The organism is Kitasatospora sp. NBC_01300, assembly GCF_041435235.1.
GTDB lineage: Bacteria > Actinomycetota > Actinomycetes > Streptomycetales > Streptomycetaceae > Kitasatospora.
The window spans coordinates 2064118-2081923 of record NZ_CP108408.1 but is presented as its reverse complement, the minus strand read 5'-3'; the positions used below and the strand labels follow the sequence as shown (position 1 = coordinate 2081923).

Annotated in this window: 17 protein-coding genes and 1 riboswitch; of the genes, 9 read left to right on the top strand and 8 right to left on the bottom strand. The window is 70.8% G+C overall.

Annotated elements, in window-relative coordinates; translation table 11 throughout:
- The first annotated feature begins 224 nt into the window (after positions 1–224).
- Positions 225–578: an iron-sulfur cluster insertion protein ErpA gene (erpA, locus tag OG556_RS09300; RefSeq protein WP_030391519.1), complete on the top strand. Its 354-nt coding sequence runs from the start codon at positions 225–227 to the stop codon at positions 576–578.
- Between the two features lie 112 nt (positions 579–690).
- Here the strand turns inward: erpA and OG556_RS09295 are convergent, their stop codons facing one another.
- On the bottom strand, positions 691–1389 hold the full coding sequence (locus OG556_RS09295) for a hypothetical protein (protein WP_371516711.1): 699 nt from the start codon (positions 1387–1389) through the stop codon (positions 691–693).
- Positions 1390–1513: 124 nt separating this feature from the next.
- Entirely contained in the window at positions 1514–1723 is a 210-nt protein-coding gene (locus OG556_RS09290) for a hypothetical protein (RefSeq protein ID WP_350886337.1), read from the bottom strand.
- 280 nt (positions 1724–2003) lie between these two features.
- Here OG556_RS09290 and OG556_RS09285 point away from each other — a divergent pair, with 280 nt between their 5' ends.
- The gene (locus OG556_RS09285) at positions 2004–2981 is read left to right on the top strand and encodes a carbohydrate kinase family protein (RefSeq protein ID WP_371516710.1); all 978 of its coding nucleotides are present in this window, start codon (positions 2004–2006) and stop codon (positions 2979–2981) included.
- Here the strand turns inward: OG556_RS09285 and OG556_RS09280 are convergent.
- A complete protein-coding gene (locus OG556_RS09280) occupies positions 2974–4374 on the bottom strand; it encodes a cysteine desulfurase/sulfurtransferase TusA family protein (RefSeq protein WP_371516709.1) in 1401 nt (466 codons plus the stop codon). The genes OG556_RS09285 and OG556_RS09280 overlap by 8 nt on opposite strands.
- Before the next feature lie 368 nt (positions 4375–4742).
- Here OG556_RS09280 and coxB point away from each other — a divergent pair, with 368 nt between their 5' ends.
- The 4 genes from coxB (at position 4743) to OG556_RS09260 (ending at position 9228) form a co-directional block, all read left to right on the top strand.
- Entirely contained in the window at positions 4743–5597 is an 855-nt protein-coding gene (coxB, locus tag OG556_RS09275) for a cytochrome c oxidase subunit II (protein ID WP_371516708.1), read from the top strand.
- Positions 5594–7369, top strand: coding sequence for a cytochrome c oxidase subunit I (ctaD, locus tag OG556_RS09270; RefSeq protein WP_371516707.1), 1776 nt, complete (start codon positions 5594–5596; stop codon positions 7367–7369). Before coxB ends, ctaD begins: the two co-directional genes overlap by 4 nt.
- The gene (locus OG556_RS09265; protein WP_063347290.1) at positions 7369–7785 is read left to right on the top strand and encodes a cytochrome c oxidase subunit 4; all 417 of its coding nucleotides are present in this window, start codon (positions 7369–7371) and stop codon (positions 7783–7785) included. Before ctaD ends, OG556_RS09265 begins: the two co-directional genes overlap by 1 nt.
- Before the next feature lie 180 nt (positions 7786–7965).
- Complete coding sequence (locus OG556_RS09260) at positions 7966–9228, top strand: Ig-like domain-containing protein (RefSeq protein WP_371516706.1); 1263 nt, start codon at positions 7966–7968, stop codon at positions 9226–9228.
- Positions 9229–9247: 19 nt separating this feature from the next.
- Here the strand turns inward: OG556_RS09260 and OG556_RS09255 are convergent, their stop codons facing one another.
- The 5 genes from OG556_RS09255 to OG556_RS09235 all read right to left on the bottom strand — a co-directional run bounded on the left by OG556_RS09255 (position 9248) and on the right by OG556_RS09235 (position 14053).
- Complete coding sequence (locus tag OG556_RS09255; protein ID WP_371516705.1) at positions 9248–9619, bottom strand: GntR family transcriptional regulator; 372 nt, start codon at positions 9617–9619, stop codon at positions 9248–9250.
- 106 nt (positions 9620–9725) lie between these two features.
- The gene (locus tag OG556_RS09250) at positions 9726–11378 is read right to left on the bottom strand and encodes a cytochrome bc complex cytochrome b subunit (RefSeq protein ID WP_371516704.1); all 1653 of its coding nucleotides are present in this window, start codon (positions 11376–11378) and stop codon (positions 9726–9728) included.
- The gene (locus tag OG556_RS09245) at positions 11375–12427 is read right to left on the bottom strand and encodes a Rieske 2Fe-2S domain-containing protein (protein WP_371516703.1); all 1053 of its coding nucleotides are present in this window, start codon (positions 12425–12427) and stop codon (positions 11375–11377) included. The genes OG556_RS09250 and OG556_RS09245 overlap by 4 nt, the downstream gene beginning before the upstream one ends.
- A gap of 8 nt (positions 12428–12435) precedes the next feature.
- The gene (locus tag OG556_RS09240) at positions 12436–13245 is read right to left on the bottom strand and encodes a c-type cytochrome (protein ID WP_063347285.1); all 810 of its coding nucleotides are present in this window, start codon (positions 13243–13245) and stop codon (positions 12436–12438) included.
- Between the two features lie 187 nt (positions 13246–13432).
- The gene (locus tag OG556_RS09235; RefSeq protein ID WP_063347284.1) at positions 13433–14053 is read right to left on the bottom strand and encodes a heme-copper oxidase subunit III; all 621 of its coding nucleotides are present in this window, start codon (positions 14051–14053) and stop codon (positions 13433–13435) included.
- Between the two features lie 395 nt (positions 14054–14448).
- Here OG556_RS09235 and OG556_RS09230 point away from each other — a divergent pair, with 395 nt between their 5' ends.
- The 3 genes from OG556_RS09230 to OG556_RS09220 all read left to right on the top strand — a co-directional run bounded on the left by OG556_RS09230 (position 14449) and on the right by OG556_RS09220 (position 17783).
- The gene (locus tag OG556_RS09230) at positions 14449–14874 is read left to right on the top strand and encodes a hypothetical protein (RefSeq protein WP_350886353.1); all 426 of its coding nucleotides are present in this window, start codon (positions 14449–14451) and stop codon (positions 14872–14874) included.
- A gap of 120 nt (positions 14875–14994) precedes the next feature.
- Positions 14995–16071, top strand: a complete 1077-nt coding sequence (trpD, locus tag OG556_RS09225) for an anthranilate phosphoribosyltransferase (protein WP_371516702.1) — start codon at positions 14995–14997, stop codon at positions 16069–16071.
- Between the two features lie 107 nt (positions 16072–16178).
- Positions 16179–16296, top strand: a riboswitch (SAM riboswitch).
- Between the two features lie 53 nt (positions 16297–16349).
- The gene (locus tag OG556_RS09220; protein ID WP_371516701.1) at positions 16350–17783 is read left to right on the top strand and encodes an aminotransferase class V-fold PLP-dependent enzyme; all 1434 of its coding nucleotides are present in this window, start codon (positions 16350–16352) and stop codon (positions 17781–17783) included.
- Positions 17784–17806: the final 23 nt, after the last annotated feature.

Sequence of the window (17806 nt, the reverse complement as noted above, 5' to 3'; positions counted from 1 at the left end):
GCCCGGCCCGGGGCCGGTTCCCCGGATTCCGCGGCTCGGGCGGTGACCCATCCTCCCGGGTTGTGCGAGCATGGGGAGCGTAGGGGACGCGGGTGGCACACCCGGCCCACGGAAATTCCGCCACCAGCAAAGCCGACGAAGACGATCGCCGTTCGGGAAATGAATCCGGACGGCCGTTGGTTGGCACTGGGGGCAAACCGTCGTCAAAGACCGGGAGAAAGCAGATGACCGTCCAGGACGAGACCACCGTCGAGAGTGGCATCCTCCTTACCGATGCCGCCGCGGCCAAGGTCAAGGGCCTGCTGGAGCAGGAGGGCCGCGACGACCTCGCACTTCGCGTCGCCGTCCAGCCCGGTGGCTGCTCCGGCCTGCGTTACCAGCTGTTCTTCGACGAGCGCTCGCTCGACGGCGACGTGCTCAAGGACTTCGACGGTGTCAAGGTCGTCACCGACCGGATGAGCGCCCCGTACCTGGGCGGCGCCACCGTCGACTTCGTCGACACCATCGAGAAGCAGGGCTTCACGATCGACAACCCGAACGCCACCGGCTCCTGCGCCTGCGGCGACTCGTTCAGCTAGGCAGCACCGCTCGACGCTCGTTCGAGCCGCGGTACGGAGGCGGCCCCGGGGATCATCCCCGGGGCCGCCTTCCGCGTTCCGCACCGTCGTCGCGGTTGCCGGGTCGTCGCGGCTACTGGCCGGCGACATCCGGAGTGACCGGGTCCGGGCCCATGTGCGGATCGGCCTCCAGCGGCACGTTCTGGCCGCTCGACTGGTCGGTCACCGTCCGCCCGGCCAGCGGCGAGCGCAGATCGGCGGACACCGACTGCCGCTTGGCCAGCGCGTTGCAGACCTGCCCGGGCTGCACCGGCGCCGCCACCACGATCCTGACGTCCACCCGGCCGGCGTGCGACTCGTCCGCCTTCAGCGCGTACTTCTGGCAGACCCCGCCGAAGAAGTAGACGGTCAGCCCGTTGCTGCCGTCCACCCGGTAGGAGACCGCCGGGCGCGCCCCCGACCCGGCCGGGTCGGGCTCGCCCACCGCGATCCCGGGGCCCGGGGGAGTGCCCCCGGAACCGGCCGTCGACGGCTGCCCCGGGGCGGGCGAGGCCGCGGTGGGGGCCCACTTGGTCGGCGGCGTCTGGCCGGGCTGGTCCGACGTGGCCGACGGGCTCGCCGTCGGAGCCGGCGCGGACGGGGCGCCGGAGGACGCCGGGGCCTCCGGGGAGGTGCTCGCGCCCGCCGAGGTCGTGGCCGCGCGCGCCGCCGCCGAGTCCGACGAGGTCTTGCCGTCCCCGTTGCACCCGGCCACCGTCACCACCGCCGCCAGCGCAAGGCCCGCCAGGGCCACCGCCCGCCGACCGCGCCGGGGCATCGTCTCCAGGTCCATCTGCACATCCTCCCGAGGGCTCAGCGGTGCCGCCCGCTCGGCCGCTCCGCGCGGATGTGACGTGACCCGGTCGGATCCGGTTCCACTCCGGTTCCACCCGCCCCGGGCCGGGGCGGGCGCCGGGTCACATGCCGTACTCGGCCATCCCGGCGACCAGCCGCTGCGCGTCGGACGGCACCCGGAACCCCTCCCGGGCGGGCGCGGCCGGCTCGGGGCCGGTCGCCAGCAGCGGCCAGAACCGGCGCAGCCGCCGGGACGAACTCACCAGCGCGTCGAGGCTCTCGCCGTCGGCTTCGGTCCGCAGGGCGGGCAGCGGGGCGTGGCTGGGCATCATCGGGCATCGCTCCGATCCATGGCCGTGGCCGCACTGCCACGGTCGACGACGGGGCCCGCCCGGCTCGGCGGGGCCCCTGCTGCCGACCCTAGGCCGGGGTTCGGCCCACCCACCAGTGCTACCCGGAGGTAGTACACGTTCGACGGTGACGGGTGCCACGATGGCACTGCGGGCCGGCGGATTGCGGCGGTCTTGCTGCCGCCCGCCCCCAGCCCGGTACCGTGTGTGGGTTCACCCGTGCTTGCCCGTTGGCCCCGCAGCCATCCTGAGGAGACCTCCCGTGCGTATCGCCGTCGCCGGCTCGATCGCCACCGACCACCTGATGACGTTCCCCGGTCGGTTCGCCGACCAGCTCGTCGCCGAGCAGCTGCACACCGTGTCGCTGTCCTTCCTGGTCGACACCCTGGACATCCGCCGCGGCGGAGTCGCGCCGAACATCGCGTTCGGCATGGGCGTGCTCGGGCTGCGCCCGATCCTGGTCGGCGCGGCCGGCGCGGACTTCGCCGAGTACCGCAGCTGGCTGGAGCGCAACAACGTGGACTGCAACTCCGTCCACATCTCCGAGACCCGGCACACCGCCCGCTTCATGTGCACCACGGACGAGGACCACAACCAGATCGCCTCGTTCTACACCGGCGCCATGGCGGAGGCCCGCAACATCGAGCTCAAGCCGATCGCCGACCGCGTCGGCGGCCTCGACCTCGTCCTGATCGGCGCCGACGACCCGCAGGGCATGGTCCGCCACACCCAGGAGTGCCGCACCCGCGGCTTCGCCTTCGCCGCCGACCCCTCCCAGCAGCTGGCCCGCCTGGACGGCGACGACATCCGCGAGATCGTCGACGGCGCCGCGTACCTCTTCACCAACGAGTACGAGGCCGCGCTGATCGAGAGCAAGACCGGCTGGGACGCCGAGGAGATCCTCACCCGGGTCGGCACCCGGATCACCACCCTGGGCAGCAAGGGCGTGCGGATCGAGCGCAAGGGCGAGGCGGCGATCCTGGTCGGTTGCGCCGCCGAGGAGGCGAAGGTCGACCCGACCGGCGTCGGCGACGCCTTCCGGGCCGGCTTCCTGGCCGGCCTGTCCTGGCAGCTCGACCTGGAGCGCGCCGCCCAGCTCGGCTGCATGCTCGCCACCCTGGTGATCGAGACCGTCGGCACCCAGGAGTACGAGCTGCGCCCGACCGCCTTCCTGAAGCGCTTCGAGGACGCCTACGGCGCCGAGGCCGCCGCGGACATCCGCGCGCACCTGGTCAAGTAGTCCGCCGGACGACGAGGTAGGCCGAGCCCCGGTCGCCGCCGTAGTCGGCGGCCGGGGCCTCGCCCGCGTACTCCTGACCGCGCATCCCGCACCAGGCCGGGATGTCCAGCCGGGCGGCCTCGTCGTCCGCGAGCACGGCGACCGTGCCGCCCTCCGGCACCTCGCCGATCCGCTTCGCCAGTTCGATGACCGGCAGCGGGCAGCGCTTGCCCAGCGCGTCGATCACCAGCAGGGGCCCGGCCGCCGGCTCCGGCTCCGGGGCCGGCAGGTCCAGCCCGAGCGGCGCCCGGACGCCCGCGACCAGCTCCGGCAGCACGGTGAGGAAGCGTTCGACGTCGGCCTCGGCCGTCCCGGGCGGCAGCGAGACCCGGACGTTCCCCTCGGTGAGCACCCCCATCGCGGCCAGCACATGGCTCGGCGTCAGGGTGGAGGAGGTGCAGGAGGAGCCGGAGGAGACCGCGAAGCCCGCCCGGTCCAGTTCGGTGAGCAGCACCTCGCCGTCCACGTACAGGCAGGAGAAGGTGACGATGTGCGGCAGCCGCCGCACCGGGTCGCCGACCACCTCCACCTCGGGCACCAGCTGCGGCACCCGGGCCCGGATGCGCTCCACCAGCGCGTGCAGCCGGGCGTTCTCCCGCGCGGCCTCGGCCCGGACGGCCCGCAGCGAGGCGGCCGCGGCGACGATCGCCGGGACGTTGACGTAGCCGGGCACCCGCCCGCCCTCGCGTTCGTCGGCCGGCAGCGGCGAGGCGTACCGGACGCCCTTGCGCACCGCCAGTACCCCGACGCCGGGCGGCCCGCCCCACTTGTGCGCGCTGGCGGTCAGCAGCGACCAGCCGGCCGGGACGTCCATCCGCCCGACGCTCTGCGCCGCGTCGACCAGCAGCGGGACACCGGCCTCGCGGCAGTGTCCGGCGACCTCGCCGACCGGCTGGACCGTCCCCACCTCGTGGTTGGCGCTCTGCAGGACGGCCAGCGCGGTGTCCGCGCGCAGCAGCGCGGCGAACACGTCCGGGTCGACCCGGCCGCCGCGGTCCACCGGCGCCACCGAGACGGTGCCGCCGCCCGCCTCCTGACGCTCGGCGACGTGCAGCACGCTGGAGTGCTCGACCGCCGAGTGCACCAGGTGGCCGCCGCGCCGCCGGTGGCCGGCCAGCCCGCCCAGCATGCCGAGTTGCACCGCCTGCGTCCCGCTCGCGGTGAAGGCGATCTCGTCCGCCCGGGCGCCCAGGGCCTCGGCCACCGTCTCGCGGGCGGCGTCCAGCAGCATCCGGGCCTGCCGGCCGGAGCGGTACAGCCGGGCCGGATCGGCCCAGCCCTCGTCCAGGGCGGCGGTCAGCGCCTGTCGTGCGACGGGGTGCAGCGGGGCCGTCGAGGCCGCATCGAAGTACACGGTCACATTTAACGACACACCCGGAGCCGTTCCGGTCCGACGACGTCGCTTACCGGCCGTCAGTCGATCACCCCGAATGTCCGCTTCGTCCGCGTCCGACGGACCGTCACCCGCGTAGTTCGAGGTCATCCCCCGATCGGGCGTAAGGACCTCGAATGCCTACGATGACCTGCGGCGCAGCCCCTGCCGGGCCTGATCGGGCGACCGGGCGGCGCGTTACCGGGGGCTGCCCGTCAGGAGCGCATAAGGCTGGAGTAGGGTTTGGCCCGCATAAGCATTCAAACCGTGCCCGTGGACGGGTCGCCGGGGAGGCTCACAATCCTCCGCGGGGCGACGCGAAGGCGGGCGAGACTTCGGGAAGGCGCTACGTGAGTCCCAACGGCTCCGACCGCTCGCCGCGGCGCACGATGCGGCGGAAGCTGCCTCAGGCGCTGGCACTGGGCCTCGTCATCGCGACCGCCACCGGCTGCTCGGCCAACGACCTCCCCAGGCTTGGCCTCCCGAGCCCCGTCACCAAGGAAGGGCCGATGGTCCTCCAGATGTGGCAGGGCTCCTGGATCGCGGCTCTGGTGGTCGGCGTACTGATGTGGGGTCTGATCATCTGGAGCGTGATCTTCCACCGGCGCAGCCGCACCGGCGTGGAGGTCCCCCCGCAGACCCGGTACAACGTGCCCATCGAGGCGCTCTACACCGCGGTCCCCATCATCATCGTGTCGGTGCTCTTCTACTTCGTCGCCCGCGACGAGTCGAAGCTGATCGCCGTCTCCGAGAAGCCGCAGCACACGGTCAACGTGGTCGGCTTCCAGTGGAGCTGGGCGTTCAACTACGAGAACACCGAGGACCCCGACCCGGCCAACAAGGACGCCGCGTACGACGTCGGTACGCCCAAGGAGGTTCCGACCCTCTGGCTGCCGGTCAACGAGTCGGTGCAGTTCCGGCTGACCTCGCGTGACGTCATCCACGACTTCTGGCCCGTCAACTTCATGATGAAGATGGACGTCGTGCCGGGCGTGGTGAACAGGTTCGAGGTCACCCCCACCGTCAAGGGCGAGTACATGGGCAAGTGCGCGGAGCTCTGTGGCGTCGACCACTCGCGCATGCTGTTCAACGTCAAGGTCGTCGACCGCGCCGACTACGACAAGCACCTGGCGGACCTCCGGGCCAAGGGCCAGACCGGCGCGTTGCCCTCCGGCATCACGACCATGGGAAGTGAAGAGAAGTGACCATCCTCAACGAGCCCGCCGCGGCCGGCGGGGGCGCCGGGGCCGTCACGGTCGGGGCGCAGCGGACCCGCAAGCCGGGTTCGACCATCATCAAGTGGCTGACCACCACCGACCACAAGACGATCGGCACCCTGTACCTGGGCACGTCGTTCGCCTTCTTCCTGATCGGCGGCATCCTCGCGCTGGTCATGCGTGCCGAGCTGGCTCGTCCCGGGACCCAGATCCTGTCGAACGAGCAGTTCAACCAGGCGTTCACGATGCACGGCACGATCATGCTGCTGATGTTCGCGACGCCGCTGTTCGCCGGCTTCGCGAACTGGATCATGCCGCTCCAGATCGGCGCCCCGGACGTGGCGTTCCCGCGTCTGAACATGTTCGCGTACTGGCTGTACCTCTTCGGTTCGACCATCGCGGTGGCGGGCTTCCTGACCCCGAACGGCGCGGCCAACTTCGGTTGGTTCGCCTACTCCCCGCTGTCGGACGCGGTCCGTTCGCCGGGCGTCGGCGCCGACATGTGGATCATGGGTCTGGCCTTCTCCGGCTTCGGCACGATCCTCGGTGCGGTCAACTTCATCACCACGATCATCTGCATGCGCGCGCCCGGCATGACGATGTTCCGGATGTCGATCTTCGTCTGGAACGTCCTGCTGACCGCCGTGCTGGTCCTGCTGGCCTTCCCGGTCCTGGCCGCCGCGCTGTTCGCCCTGGAGGCGGACCGTAAATTCGGGGCCCACGTATTCGATCCCGCCAACGGCGGGGCGATGCTGTGGCAACACCTGTTCTGGTTCTTCGGCCACCCCGAGGTGTACATCATCGCGCTGCCGTTCTTCGGCATCGTGTCGGAGATCATCCCGGTCTTCAGCCGCAAGCCGATGTTCGGCTACTCCGGCCTGATCGCGGCCACCATCGCGATCGCCGGTCTGTCCGTGACGGTGTGGGCGCACCACATGTACGTCACCGGGCAGGTGCTGCTGCCGTTCTTCTCCTTCATGACCTTCCTGATCGCGGTCCCGACCGGTGTGAAGTTCTTCAACTGGGTCGGCACCATGTGGAAGGGCTCGCTGAGCTTCGAGACGCCGATGCTCTGGACGGTCGGCTTCCTGGTCACCTTCCTCTTCGGTGGTCTGACCGGTGTGCTGCTGGCCTCCCCGCCGATCGACTTCCACGTCTCGGACTCGTACTTCGTCGTCGCCCACTTCCACTACGTGGTCTTCGGCACCGTCGTCTTCGCGATGTTCGCCGGCTTCCACTTCTGGTGGCCGAAGATGACCGGCAAGATGCTGGACGAGCGCCTCGGCAAGATCACCTTCTGGACGCTGTTCTTCGGCTTCCACACCACCTTCCTGGTCCAGCACTGGCTCGGCGCGGAGGGCATGCCCCGCCGCTACGCCGACTACCTGGCCTCGGACGGCTTCACCACGCTGAACACCGTCTCGACCATCGGCTCGTTCGTGCTCGGCGCCTCGATGCTGCCGTTCCTCTACAACGTGTGGAAGACGGCCAAGTACGGCGAGAAGGTCGAGGTCGACGACCCGTGGGGCTACGGCCGTTCGCTGGAGTGGGCGACCTCCTGCCCGCCGCCGCGGCACAACTTCCTCACCCTGCCCCGGATCCGCTCCGAATCCCCGGCCTTCGACCTCCACCACCCGGAGATCGCCGCGCTGGACTACCTGGAGAACCACGGTGAGCCGGCCAAGCACCTCGCCGGCGTGACCCCGGCGAAGTACGACGCCCCGAAGCTGGAAAAGGGCAAGAAGGAGGGCGACGTCTGATGAAGGAACAGGGAAAGATCTTCCTCGGCCTGGCCGTCTTCGTCCTCGCGATGGCCGTCACCTACGGCCTGTGGACCAACCACTCGGAGCACGGGATCGAGGCGGCCGGCACCACGGCGCTGTTCCTCGCCTTCGCGCTCTGCGCCTTCATCGGGTACTACCTCGCCTTCACCGCCCGCCGGGTGGACAGCGGCGCGGGTGACAACCCCGAGGCCGAGGTGGCGGACGACGCCGGCGAGCTGGGCTTCTTCGCCCCGCACAGCTGGCAGCCGCTCTCCCTGGCGATCGGCGGTTCGCTGGCGTTCCTCGGAGTGATCTTCGGCTGGTGGCTGCTGTTCTGGTCGATCCCGATCATCCTGATCGGCCTCTTCGGCTGGGTCTTCGAGTTCTACCGGGGCGAGAACCAGAACCAGTAGGTTCCCGGGTTCCGCCGACGACGACAGGGCCGGTCCTCCCCGCACGGGGAGGACCGGCCCCGTTGCGTCTCCAGGGTGACGAAACCACTCACCCGGGTGAACACGGGGTCGCTCCGATGTCGCTCAGGCCAGCCTCGTTCCTACGATCTGAGCAATCGTGCGGACCCTCGGAGGCGTTTCATGGCCGACAGGCGCGGAATCGCAGGTATCGGCGGCATCTCGCTGACCCTCGTAGTACTGGCCCCGCTGGCCGCCTGCTCGTCCGGCGGCGGCGAGGCGGTCGGCCCCCACCGGATCGACGCGGCCGCGCTCGTCCACCTCTCGGCCGAGGGCGGGGGCAAGGTCGACCCCTCCAAGCCGGTCACGGTGACGTCCGTGCCCGGCAGCCGGCTCACCGACGTCACCGTGACCGGCCCGGACGGCCGGGTGGTGGCCGGTCAGCTCGCCGAGGACCAGCACAGCTGGCAGACCACCGGCCGGCTGAAGGCCGACACCGACTACTCGGTGCGGATCGCCGCCGACGACGGCAAGGGCGGCCGCGGCGACACCACCGCGGACTTCAGCACCCTCGCCGCCCAGCGCCTGCTCACCGCCAAGCTGGGCCCGGACTCCTCCGGCAGCGGCATCTACGGCGTCGGCCAGCCGCTCACCGTGCAGCTCTCCGAGGCCGTGCAGGACCCGCAGGCCCGCCAGGAGGTCGAGCGCGTCCTGACCGTCAGCTCCCAGCCCGCCGTCACCGGCGCCTGGTACTGGGTGGGCGACAAGGAACTGCACTTCCGCCCGCAGGAGTACTGGCCGGCCGGGACGACCGTCTCGCTGTCCTTCGACGGCACCGGCGTCCGGATCGAGGACGGCCTCTACGGCGGCGACCGCAGCACGCTGGGCCTGCGGATCGGCGCCCGGGTCGAGACGCTGGTCGACGCGGCCGCCCACCAGCTCACCCTCAGCCGTGACGGCGAGCTGGTGCGGAGCATCCCGGTGACCACCGGCAAGCCCGGCTTCGACACCCGCAACGGCGTCAAGGTGGTGCTCGGCCAGGAGCGGTCCGTCCGGATGAACGGCGAGACGATCGGGATAAAGGTCGGGAGCTCGGAGTTCTACGACCTCGACGTGGAGTGGGCCACCCGCGTCACCTGGAGCGGCGAGTACGTCCACGCGGCGCCCTGGTCGGTCCGCTCGCAGGGCCTGGAGAACGTCAGCCACGGCTGTACCGGCATGAGCACCGAGAACGCCAAGTGGTTCTTCCAGAACACCAGGGTGGGGGACCTGGTGACGGTGGTGAACAGCCGCGGCGCCACCATGGAGCCGTTCGGCAACGGCTTCGGGGACTGGAACATCTCCTGGACGGACTGGGTCAAGCACAGTGCCCTCGGACAGCCCGTCAGCACCACCGCACCGGCCTCCCAGGCCCACGCCTCGGGGATGATCCGCCCGGAGGTCTGAGGGCCCCTGGAGGGCCTTCTCAGCCCTCCTGGTAGGCAAGCCGCAGGGCGGCGTCCACGGCGGCCAGCGCGTCCGCCCGCGGGAGCCCGAGCCGGGTCGCCCGCTCGGCGTACTCGGCGGCGGCCGCGGCGGCCAGCCGGTGCGCGGTGTCGCCGGTGGCCGCGATCAGCGTGCCGCGCCGGCCGTGGGTCTCCACCACGCCGTCCGCCTCCAGCTCCCGGTACGCCCGGGCGACCGTCCCGGCGGCCAGCCCCAGCTCCTCGGCCAGGGCCCGGACGGTGGGCAGCCGCAGCCCGGTCGGCAGTTCGCCGGAACGGGCCCGCTCGGCGATCTGGGCCCGGATCTGCTCGTACGGGGGAGTGGCGGCGGCGGGGTCGACGGACAGCTGCACGGGAGCTCCTGGAGGGTGCGGACGGGGGACGGGAAAGCCCGAGGGCCGCCGACCAGAAGAACTCTGGTCAGCGGCCCTCGGGTGTGACGCTGCGGGGCGTACGGGATCAGTGGTGGCCGTGGCCGCTGGTGATCTCGTGGTGCTCCTCGGAGGTCGGCTTGGGGATCTGCGCGCCGCCGCCGTAGAAGCCGCGGGACAGCTTGGCCCGGGTGCGGCCGAGCAGGCCGGCCTTGGCGGCCACGCCGTTCTCGTCCGTCTGGGCCGGCAGCTCGACCGGCTGCACCTGCTCGTGCGCGGTGAGCTTGTACAGGTCCTTCTGCGGCAGCTGGGCGTGCACCTCGACGAACTCGCCGTGCGGCAGGCGCTTGATGACGCCCGTCTCGCGGCCGTGCAGCACCTTCTCCTTGTCCCGGCGCTGGAGGCCGAGGCACCAGCGCTTGGTGACGATGAAGGTGATGACCGGCACCGCGAAGAAGCCGACGCGGACGAAGTAGGTGATCGAGTTGATCGACAGGTGCAGGTGGGTGGCGAACAGGTCGTTGCCACCACCGACCAGCAGCACCAGGTACAGGCTGATCCAGGCGGCGCCGAGCGCGGTGCGGACGGGCGCGTTGCGCGGGCGGTCCAGGATGTGGTGCTCGCGCTTGTCGCCGGTGATCCAGCCCTCGATGAACGGGTAGACCGCGATCGAGACCAGGACCAGCGGGAAGATCATCAGCGGGATGAAGACACCCAGGTTCAGGGTGTGGCCCCACAGGCCGACCTCCCAGCCCGGCATGACGCGGATCAGGCCTTCGGAGAAGCCCATGTACCAGTCGGGCTGGGCGTCCGTGGACACCTGGTCCGGGCGGTACGGGCCGTACGCCCAGATCGGGTTGATCGTGGCGATCGCCGAGATGGCGGCGATCAGGCCGAACACCAGGAAGAAGAAGCCACCGGCCTTGGCCATGTAGACCGGCATCAGCGGCATGCCGACGACGTTCTTCTCGGTCTTGCCCGGGCCCGCCCACTGGGTGTGCTTGTGGTAGAAGACCAGGATCAGGTGCGCCACCAGCAGGCCGAGCATGATGCCCGGGATCAGCAGCACGTGGATCGTGAAGAAGCGCGGCACGATGTCGTGGCCGGGGAACTCGCCCCCGAACAGGAACATCTGGATGTAGGTGCCGACCAGCGGGACGGCGAGGATCGCGCCTTCCATGAACCGGATACCGGTACCCGACAGCAGGTCGTCCGGCAGCGAGTAGCCGAAGAAGCCGTCGAACATGCCCAGGATCAGCAGCAGGAAGCCGAAGACCCAGTTGATCTCACGCGGCTTGCGGAACGCGCCGGTGAAGAACACGCGCATCATGTGCACGAGCATCGCGGCCACGAAGACCAGGGCGGCCCAGTGGTGGATCTGCCGGATCAGCAGACCGCCGCGGACCTCGAAGCTGATGTCCACCGTCGAGGCGTACGCCTCGGACATCCCGATGCCCTTGAGCGGCACGTACGAGCCGTTGTAGACGACCTCGGCCATCGACGGCTTGAAGAACAGCGTCAGGTAGACACCGGTCAGGATGATGATGACGAACGTGTAGAGGCAGATCTCGCCGAGCATGAAGGACCAGTGGTCCGGGAAGATCTTGCGCAGGTTGGCCTTGGCGAGGGAGTAGATCCCCACCCGGCCGTCCGTCCAGTCAGCAGCGGCCTCCCACTTGTTGGCGGGCTTGGCGCGCGTGCTGGCGGGCTTGGCGGCACCGGTGGTGCTGCTCGTACTCATCGAGCACGCTCCCAGTAGCTCGGGCCGACGGGCTCGTCGAAGTCGCCGGTGGCGACCAGGTAGCCCTTCTCGTCAGTGATGATCTTCAGCTGCGGCAGCGGGTGGCCGGCCGGGCCGAAGATCACGCGCGCGCCGTCCGCCAGGTCGAAGGTCGACTGGTGGCAGGGGCAGAGCGCGTGGTGGGTCTGCTGCTCGTACAGGCTGATCGGGCAGCCGACGTGGGTGCAGATCTTGGAGTAGGCGAGGATGCCCTCGAAGCCCTTCTCCCGCGACCGGTCGTCCTTGATGTCGTCCGGCGCGATGCGCACCAGCATCAGGGCGTCCTTGGCGATCGCCTGCTGGAAGTCCTCGTCGTGGACGTGCAGACCCTCGGGCATGGCGAAGGTCAGCGAGCCGATGACGATGTCCTCGGCCTTCATCGGCAGGTTGGTGCTCATGTTGATGAGCTGCAGCGGCTGGGCCGGGGTCGCCTCGTTCCAGCCCGTCTCCTTCAGCTTCTTCTCGGGCAGCGGCCCGAGGTCGCGGAGCAGGACCACGCCGGAGAGCGGGACCAGCGCCATGGAGCCGATGAGGGTGTTGCGGATCATCTTGCGGCGGCCGAAGCCGGACTCGGCGGCACCGGTCTTGAACTGCTCGATGACGTCCGCGCGGACCTCGTCGTCAGCCTCGATCGGGTGGCGCTCGGCCGGCAGCTCGACGTCCGACATCAGCGTGCGGGCCCAGTGGACCGCACCCGCGCCGATCATGAACAGCGCGACGCCCAGGGTCAGGCCGAGCGCGAAGTTCAGTGCGCTGACGTGACCGAGCGGGAAGATGTAGACGATCTTGTCCGGGTCGATGGCCACGTACGAGGCGATGAAGCCGATGGTGGCGAGCATCGAGACCACGAACATCAGCGAGACCTGACGCTCGGCCCGCTTGGCGGCCCGCTCGTCGATGTCGGTGCGGCGGGGCTCGTGGGCCGGCAGGCCCGGGTCGGCGAACGGGTCGCCGTGCGCGGCGACGTCACCGGCGGAGCCGTGTGACTCCGGAAGCTTGTCTTCTGACATGTCGTGGCTCATGACTTCTTGGCCTTGGTGGTGTGGGCGGCGACCCAGATCGCGACCGCGATGAGCGTGCCGAGACCGAAGATCCAGCCGAACAGACCCTCGGTCACCGGACCGAGGCTGCCGAGCGTGAGACCACCGGGGTTGGGCTCATCGGAGGTGGTGTGGCGGACGAAGGCCACGATCTGCTTCTTCTGCTCCTCGGGCATGGTGGTGTCCGGGAACGACGGCATGTTCTGCGGGCCGGTCTGCATGGCCTCGTAGATGTGCTTGGCGTCCACGCCCTCCAGCGACGGGGCGTACTTGCCCTTGGTCAGGGCACCGCCCTGGCCGGCGAAGTTGTGGCACTGGGCGCAGTTGGTGCGGAACAGCTCGCCACCCTTGGAGATGTCATCCGGGTTGGTCGAGGTGTACTGCTCCGGGGTCGGCGTCACCGGGCCGGGGCCGAGCGAGGCGACGAAGGCGGCGAGCTGGTCGATCTCCGCCTGCGAGTAGATGTTCTTCTTGCGCGGCACCTGGGCGCCGGGCTGCTGGGCCGGCATGCGGCCGGTACCGACCTGGAAGTCGACGGAGGCGGAGCCGACGCCGACCAGGCTCGGACCGTCGCTGCTGCCCTGGCCGTTCAGGCCGTGGCACGAGGAGCAGCCCACGGCGAAGAGCTTCTTGCCCTCATCGATCGCGAGCGACTGCGCGGCGACGTCGGCCTGCGCCTTGTCGGCGGGCGCGAACGCGGCGTACAGCCCCCCGGTTGCCGCCAGGGCGAGAAGTAGGACGACCAGCGCCGCCAATGGGTGGCGCCGTCGTGCGGAGAGCTTTTTCACGGAATAACCCCGGTGTCAGGATCTGGTCGACTGGTGGGTGCACCCGGCGGCCGGTCTGGCCGGCACGAGGCTGCCTGTCTAGGGCTGCGCGCGCGGTCGGTCGGTGGGAGCGTCGCCACCGGCAGAATCGGCCCGACGCCGGTGAGGGCGGGGACCGAAGCCGGTGGCCAGCGACCTGATCAGCTGGTTACTTGATCAGGTAGATGGTCGCGAACAGGCCGATCCACACGACGTCGACGAAGTGCCAGTAGTACGACACGACGATCGCGGCGGTGGCCTGCTCGTGCGTGAAGCGCTTGGCTGCGTACGTCCGTCCCAGGACCAGCAGGAAGGCGATCAGACCACCCGTCACGTGCAGACCGTGGAAGCCGGTGGTCAGGTAGAACACCGTGCCGTACGGGTCGGAGGACAGCGAGAGGCCGTCCTTCTTGACCAGCTCGGTGTACTCGAAGATCTGGCCGCCGATGAAGATCGCGCCCATCACGAAGGTGATGACGAACCACGAGCGGAGCTTCTTCACGTCCCCGCGCTCGGCAGCGAACACGCCGAGCTGGCAGGTCAGCGAGGAGAGCACCAGGATCGTGGTGTTGACCGAGGAGAAGGGCACGTTGAGGGCGTGCGCCTTCTCGGTCCAGAACTCGGCTCCCTTGACGGAGCGGAGCGTGAAGTACATCGCGAAGAGGGCCGCGAAGAACATCAACTCGGAACTGAGCCAGACGATCGTTCCGACGCTGACCATGTTCGGCCGGTTGACCGATCCGTGCGCGTGCCCGGTTTCTACTGCTGTTGCTGTCGCCACGACGGACATTATGTCGGTCCCTTATTCCGTCTTCACGCCGGGGGGTGTCCCTCGGAGTGTCCGGTGCGTGCGGTATGCCCCCCTGGAGGGCGGTGGGGGGTCCCAATGGCGGCTGAGCAGCGGCGTGTCCCTTTTCTGACGGTTCCTCGAAGGGGCCCGCGACCCCGTTGCCCAGCGCGTCGTTGCACGCATGGCGGAGCCTCCGGGGGTAATGCGCGGGCCCCTTATCGGCCGTACGGGTGGTCTGGACGGGTCCGGGTGACGGGCCGTCCTCCGGGCGGGTGAGTCGCGGGCGCGGCGGCTTGAGGAGGAAGGTCCGCGAGGGGGACTCGGCGACAGGTGATCGGGAGTAGCATCCGGATCAGGCGAACGTGGTCCGGATCACACTTGAGGGAGCAGGGCCCATGGCGTACACGACCGACGAGACGCTCACCGTCCTCGTCTACAGCGATGACCGCAACACCCGCGAGCAGGTGCTGACGGCACTCGGCCGCCGGCCCGTCGAGGACCTTCCGGAACTTTCCTACCTGGAGTGCGCGACCACCCCCGCGGTGCTGAAGGCACTGGAGAAGGGCGGCGTGGACCTCTGCATCCTGGACGGCGAGGCGGTGCCGGCCGGCGGGCTCGGGCTCGGCCGCCAGCTCAAGGACGAGATCTACGGCTGCCCGCCGGTGCTGGTGCTGATCGGCCGGCCGCAGGACTCCTGGCTGGCCGCCTGGAGCCGGGCCGACGCCGCGATCTCCCGCCCGGTGGACCCGGTGGCGCTCGCCGAGGCGGTCGCCACCCTGCTGCGGGCGCGGCTGGCCAAGCGGGCGCCCGTCAGCCGCTGAGCGGTGCCGTCTCAGGACCAGAGAAGAGGCCGCCGCGGGGACCCCGCCGGTCGATAGGCTGACTCCATCCGTACGGACGTCCCCCCGACGCGGGGAACCCGACAACAGCTGGAGTCAGCCATGGTGAACGTGAACCCTGCGAACGGTGGTACCGCACCCGCGCAGGTGGTCCGCACCTGGCCGGACGTCCTGGCGGCGCTGTTGAAGGGGGAGGACCTCGACCGCTCGGCCACCGCGTGGGCGATGGACCGGATCATGAGCGGCGAGGCGTCCCCCGTCCAGGTGGCCGGGTTCATGGTGGCGCTGCGGGCCAAGGGCGAGACGGTCGACGAGATCACCGGCCTGGTGGACGCGATGTACGCGCACGCCGAGCCGCTGGACATCCCCGGCCCGGCCGTGGACATCGTCGGCACCGGCGGCGACCGGGCCAAGACCGTCAACATCTCCACCATGTCGGCGATCGTCGCGGCCGCGGCCGGCGCCAAGGTGGTCAAGCACGGCAACCGGGCCTCCTCCTCGGCCAGCGGCTCCTCGGACGTGCTGGAGAAGCTCGGCGTCCGCCTCGACCTGTCGGCCCGGCGGGTCGCCGAGATCGCCGAGGAGGTCGGGCTGACCTTCTGCTTCGCGGCCAAGTTCCACCCGTCGATGCGGCACGCCGCCACCGCCCGGCGCGACCTCGGGGTGCCGACCGCGTTCAACATCCTCGGCCCGCTGACCAACCCGGCCAAGGTCACCTCGCACGCGATCGGCTGCTTCGACACCCGGCTCGCCGGACTGATCGCCGGCGTGCTCGCCCGGCGCGGCTCGACCGGCCTGGTCTTCCGGGGCGACGACGGCCTGGACGAGCTGACCATCACCACCACCTCGCAGGTGTGGATCGTGCGGGACGGGACCGTCACCGAGACCGCCTTCGACCCGCGGGACGTCGGCGTCGAGCTGGTCGGCATCGAGGCGCTGTGCGGGGCGGACCCCTCGTACAACGCCGAGGTCGCGCGGCGGCTGCTGGCCGGCGAGCGCGGGGCCGTGCGGGACGCCGTCCTGATGAACACGGCGGCGGCGCTGGTCGCGCTCGACCTGGGCGAGGCGCCGCTCACCGAACAGCTCGCGGCCGGCATGGCGCGGGCGGAGCGGGCCATCGACTCGGGCGCGGCGCAGGAGCTGCTGCGGCGTTGGTCGGAGGCCACCAGCCGGGTGTGAGGCGGTACTTGGGAGCCCGTGCCGGAACGCCGGCGCGGGCTCCTCGGCTGTCCGGATGGTGGATGCCTGTTTGACCACTCGCTGGGCGCGACCTAGAGTCTTGGCCAGGTCATGAGTGACAGCGCCAAGCCCCAGCTTGCTGTCCGGCAACCCTCCGTCCGTGGCGGGGTGCCCTGGGTGAGGACCGGGTCGCTCGGCGAATCGTCCGTGCGGCAAGCGCGGACACCCGACGACTTAGCACTCCCGGGGTCCCACACCCCCAGAAGGAGTGCATCCTCATGTCCGTCTCCCACCCGTCGCCCGCCGCCACCCTTGTCTCGACGCGCTCCGCGCGGCAGCCTCGTGTTGAACTCTGCGCCCCCCTCGCCGTCCTCGGCCACGACGTGCAGGTCCCGCTCGCCAGCGGCGAGAAGGTCGGGTACGCGGCCCTCGACTACGCGGCCAGCTCCCCGGCGCTCCAGCGGGTCTGGGACGACGTCTCCGCCTACGCCCCCTACTACGGCAGCGTGCACCGCGGCGCCGGGTACCTCTCCCAGCTGTCCACCGACCTGTTCGAGCAGAGCCGCCGCACCGTCGCCGAGTTCCTCGACCTGCGCGAGGGCGACCAGGTGGTCTTCACCCGGGCCACCACCGACTCGCTGAACCTGCTCGCCTCGGCCGTCCCGGCCGGGACCCGGGTGTTCGCCTTCGAGACCGAGCACCACGCCTCGCTGCTGCCCTGGGCGCACGCCGGGCTCGACGTCCACTACCTGCGCGCGCCGCGCTCGCACGCCGAGGCGGTCGCCGCCCTGGACGCCGCGCTCGCCGAGGCGCCCGAGGGCCCCAAGCTGCTCTGCGTCACCGGCGCCTCCAACGTGACCGGCGAGCTGTGGCCGGTCGCCGAGCTGACCGGGACCGCGCACCGGCACGGCGCCCGGGTGGTGCTGGACGCCGCCCAGCTGGCCCCGCACCACCGGGTCTCGGTGCGCGAGCTGGACGTCGACTGGATCGCCTTCTCCGGCCACAAGATCTACGCGCCCTTCGGCGCCGGCGTGCTGGCCGGCCGGGCGGACTGGCTGGACGCGGCCGACCCGTACCTGGCCGGCGGCGGGGCGACCCGGACGGTGGCCCGGGAGAGCGACGGCTCGGTGGCCGTCCAGTGGCACTCCGGCCCGGCCCGGCACGAGGCCGGCTCGCCGAACGTCATCGGCGCCTACGCGATCGCCTCGGCCTGCCGGGCGCTGAGCGAGGCGGGCTTCGACGCGCTGGAGGCCCGGGAGCGGCAGTTGATCGCCCGGCTGACCGCCGGGCTGGCGGAGATCCCGCAGGTCAAGGTGCTGAACCTGTTCGGCGCCGAGGCGGCCCGGGTGGGCGTGCTGTCCTTCGTCGTCCAGGGCTGGAACAGCTCGCACTTCTCGGCCGCGCTGTCCGCCGAGTACGGCATCGGGGTCCGCGACGGCCTGTTCTGCGCGCACCCGCTGCTGCGCACCCTGCTCGGGGACGAGGAGGTCTCCCCCTCCGAGTGCGGGGCGCCCGAGCCGTCGCTGCCCGGTGAGCGCAGCCTGAACGCGATCCGGGTGAGCTTCGGGGCCGGGACCCCGGACGAGCACGTCGACCGCTTCCTGACCGCCGTGCGCGAGCTGGTCACGGACGGTGCCGCGTGGGACTACCGCAACGAGGGCGGGCGCTGCGTCGCCACCGTGCAGGTCGACCGGGGGCGTCAGCAGGGCTGAGGGGCCCGGTCGGCGGGGCCGAA

What these genes read in the sequence shown, in the direction of transcription:
- OG556_RS09265 (WP_063347290.1), top strand. Translation starts at nt 7,369, where the DNA reads ATGAAGGAACAGGGAAAGATCTTCCTCGGCCTGGCCGTCTTCGTCCTC.
- OG556_RS09220 (WP_371516701.1), top strand. Translation starts at nt 16,350, where the DNA reads ATGTCCGTCTCCCACCCGTCGCCCGCCGCCACCCTTGTCTCGACGCGC.
- trpD (WP_371516702.1), top strand. Translation starts at nt 14,995, where the DNA reads ATGGTGAACGTGAACCCTGCGAACGGTGGTACCGCACCCGCGCAGGTG.
- erpA (WP_030391519.1), top strand. Translation starts at nt 225, where the DNA reads ATGACCGTCCAGGACGAGACCACCGTCGAGAGTGGCATCCTCCTTACC.
- OG556_RS09290 (WP_350886337.1), bottom strand. Translation starts at nt 1,723, where the DNA reads ATGATGCCCAGCCACGCCCCGCTGCCCGCCCTGCGGACCGAAGCCGAC.
- OG556_RS09230 (WP_350886353.1), top strand. Translation starts at nt 14,449, where the DNA reads ATGGCGTACACGACCGACGAGACGCTCACCGTCCTCGTCTACAGCGAT.
- OG556_RS09260 (WP_371516706.1), top strand. Translation starts at nt 7,966, where the DNA reads ATGGCCGACAGGCGCGGAATCGCAGGTATCGGCGGCATCTCGCTGACC.
- OG556_RS09245 (WP_371516703.1), bottom strand. Translation starts at nt 12,427, where the DNA reads ATGTCAGAAGACAAGCTTCCGGAGTCACACGGCTCCGCCGGTGACGTC.
- OG556_RS09295 (WP_371516711.1), bottom strand. Translation starts at nt 1,389, where the DNA reads ATGGACCTGGAGACGATGCCCCGGCGCGGTCGGCGGGCGGTGGCCCTG.
- OG556_RS09250 (WP_371516704.1), bottom strand. Translation starts at nt 11,378, where the DNA reads ATGAGTACGAGCAGCACCACCGGTGCCGCCAAGCCCGCCAGCACGCGC.
- OG556_RS09235 (WP_063347284.1), bottom strand. Translation starts at nt 14,053, where the DNA reads ATGTCCGTCGTGGCGACAGCAACAGCAGTAGAAACCGGGCACGCGCAC.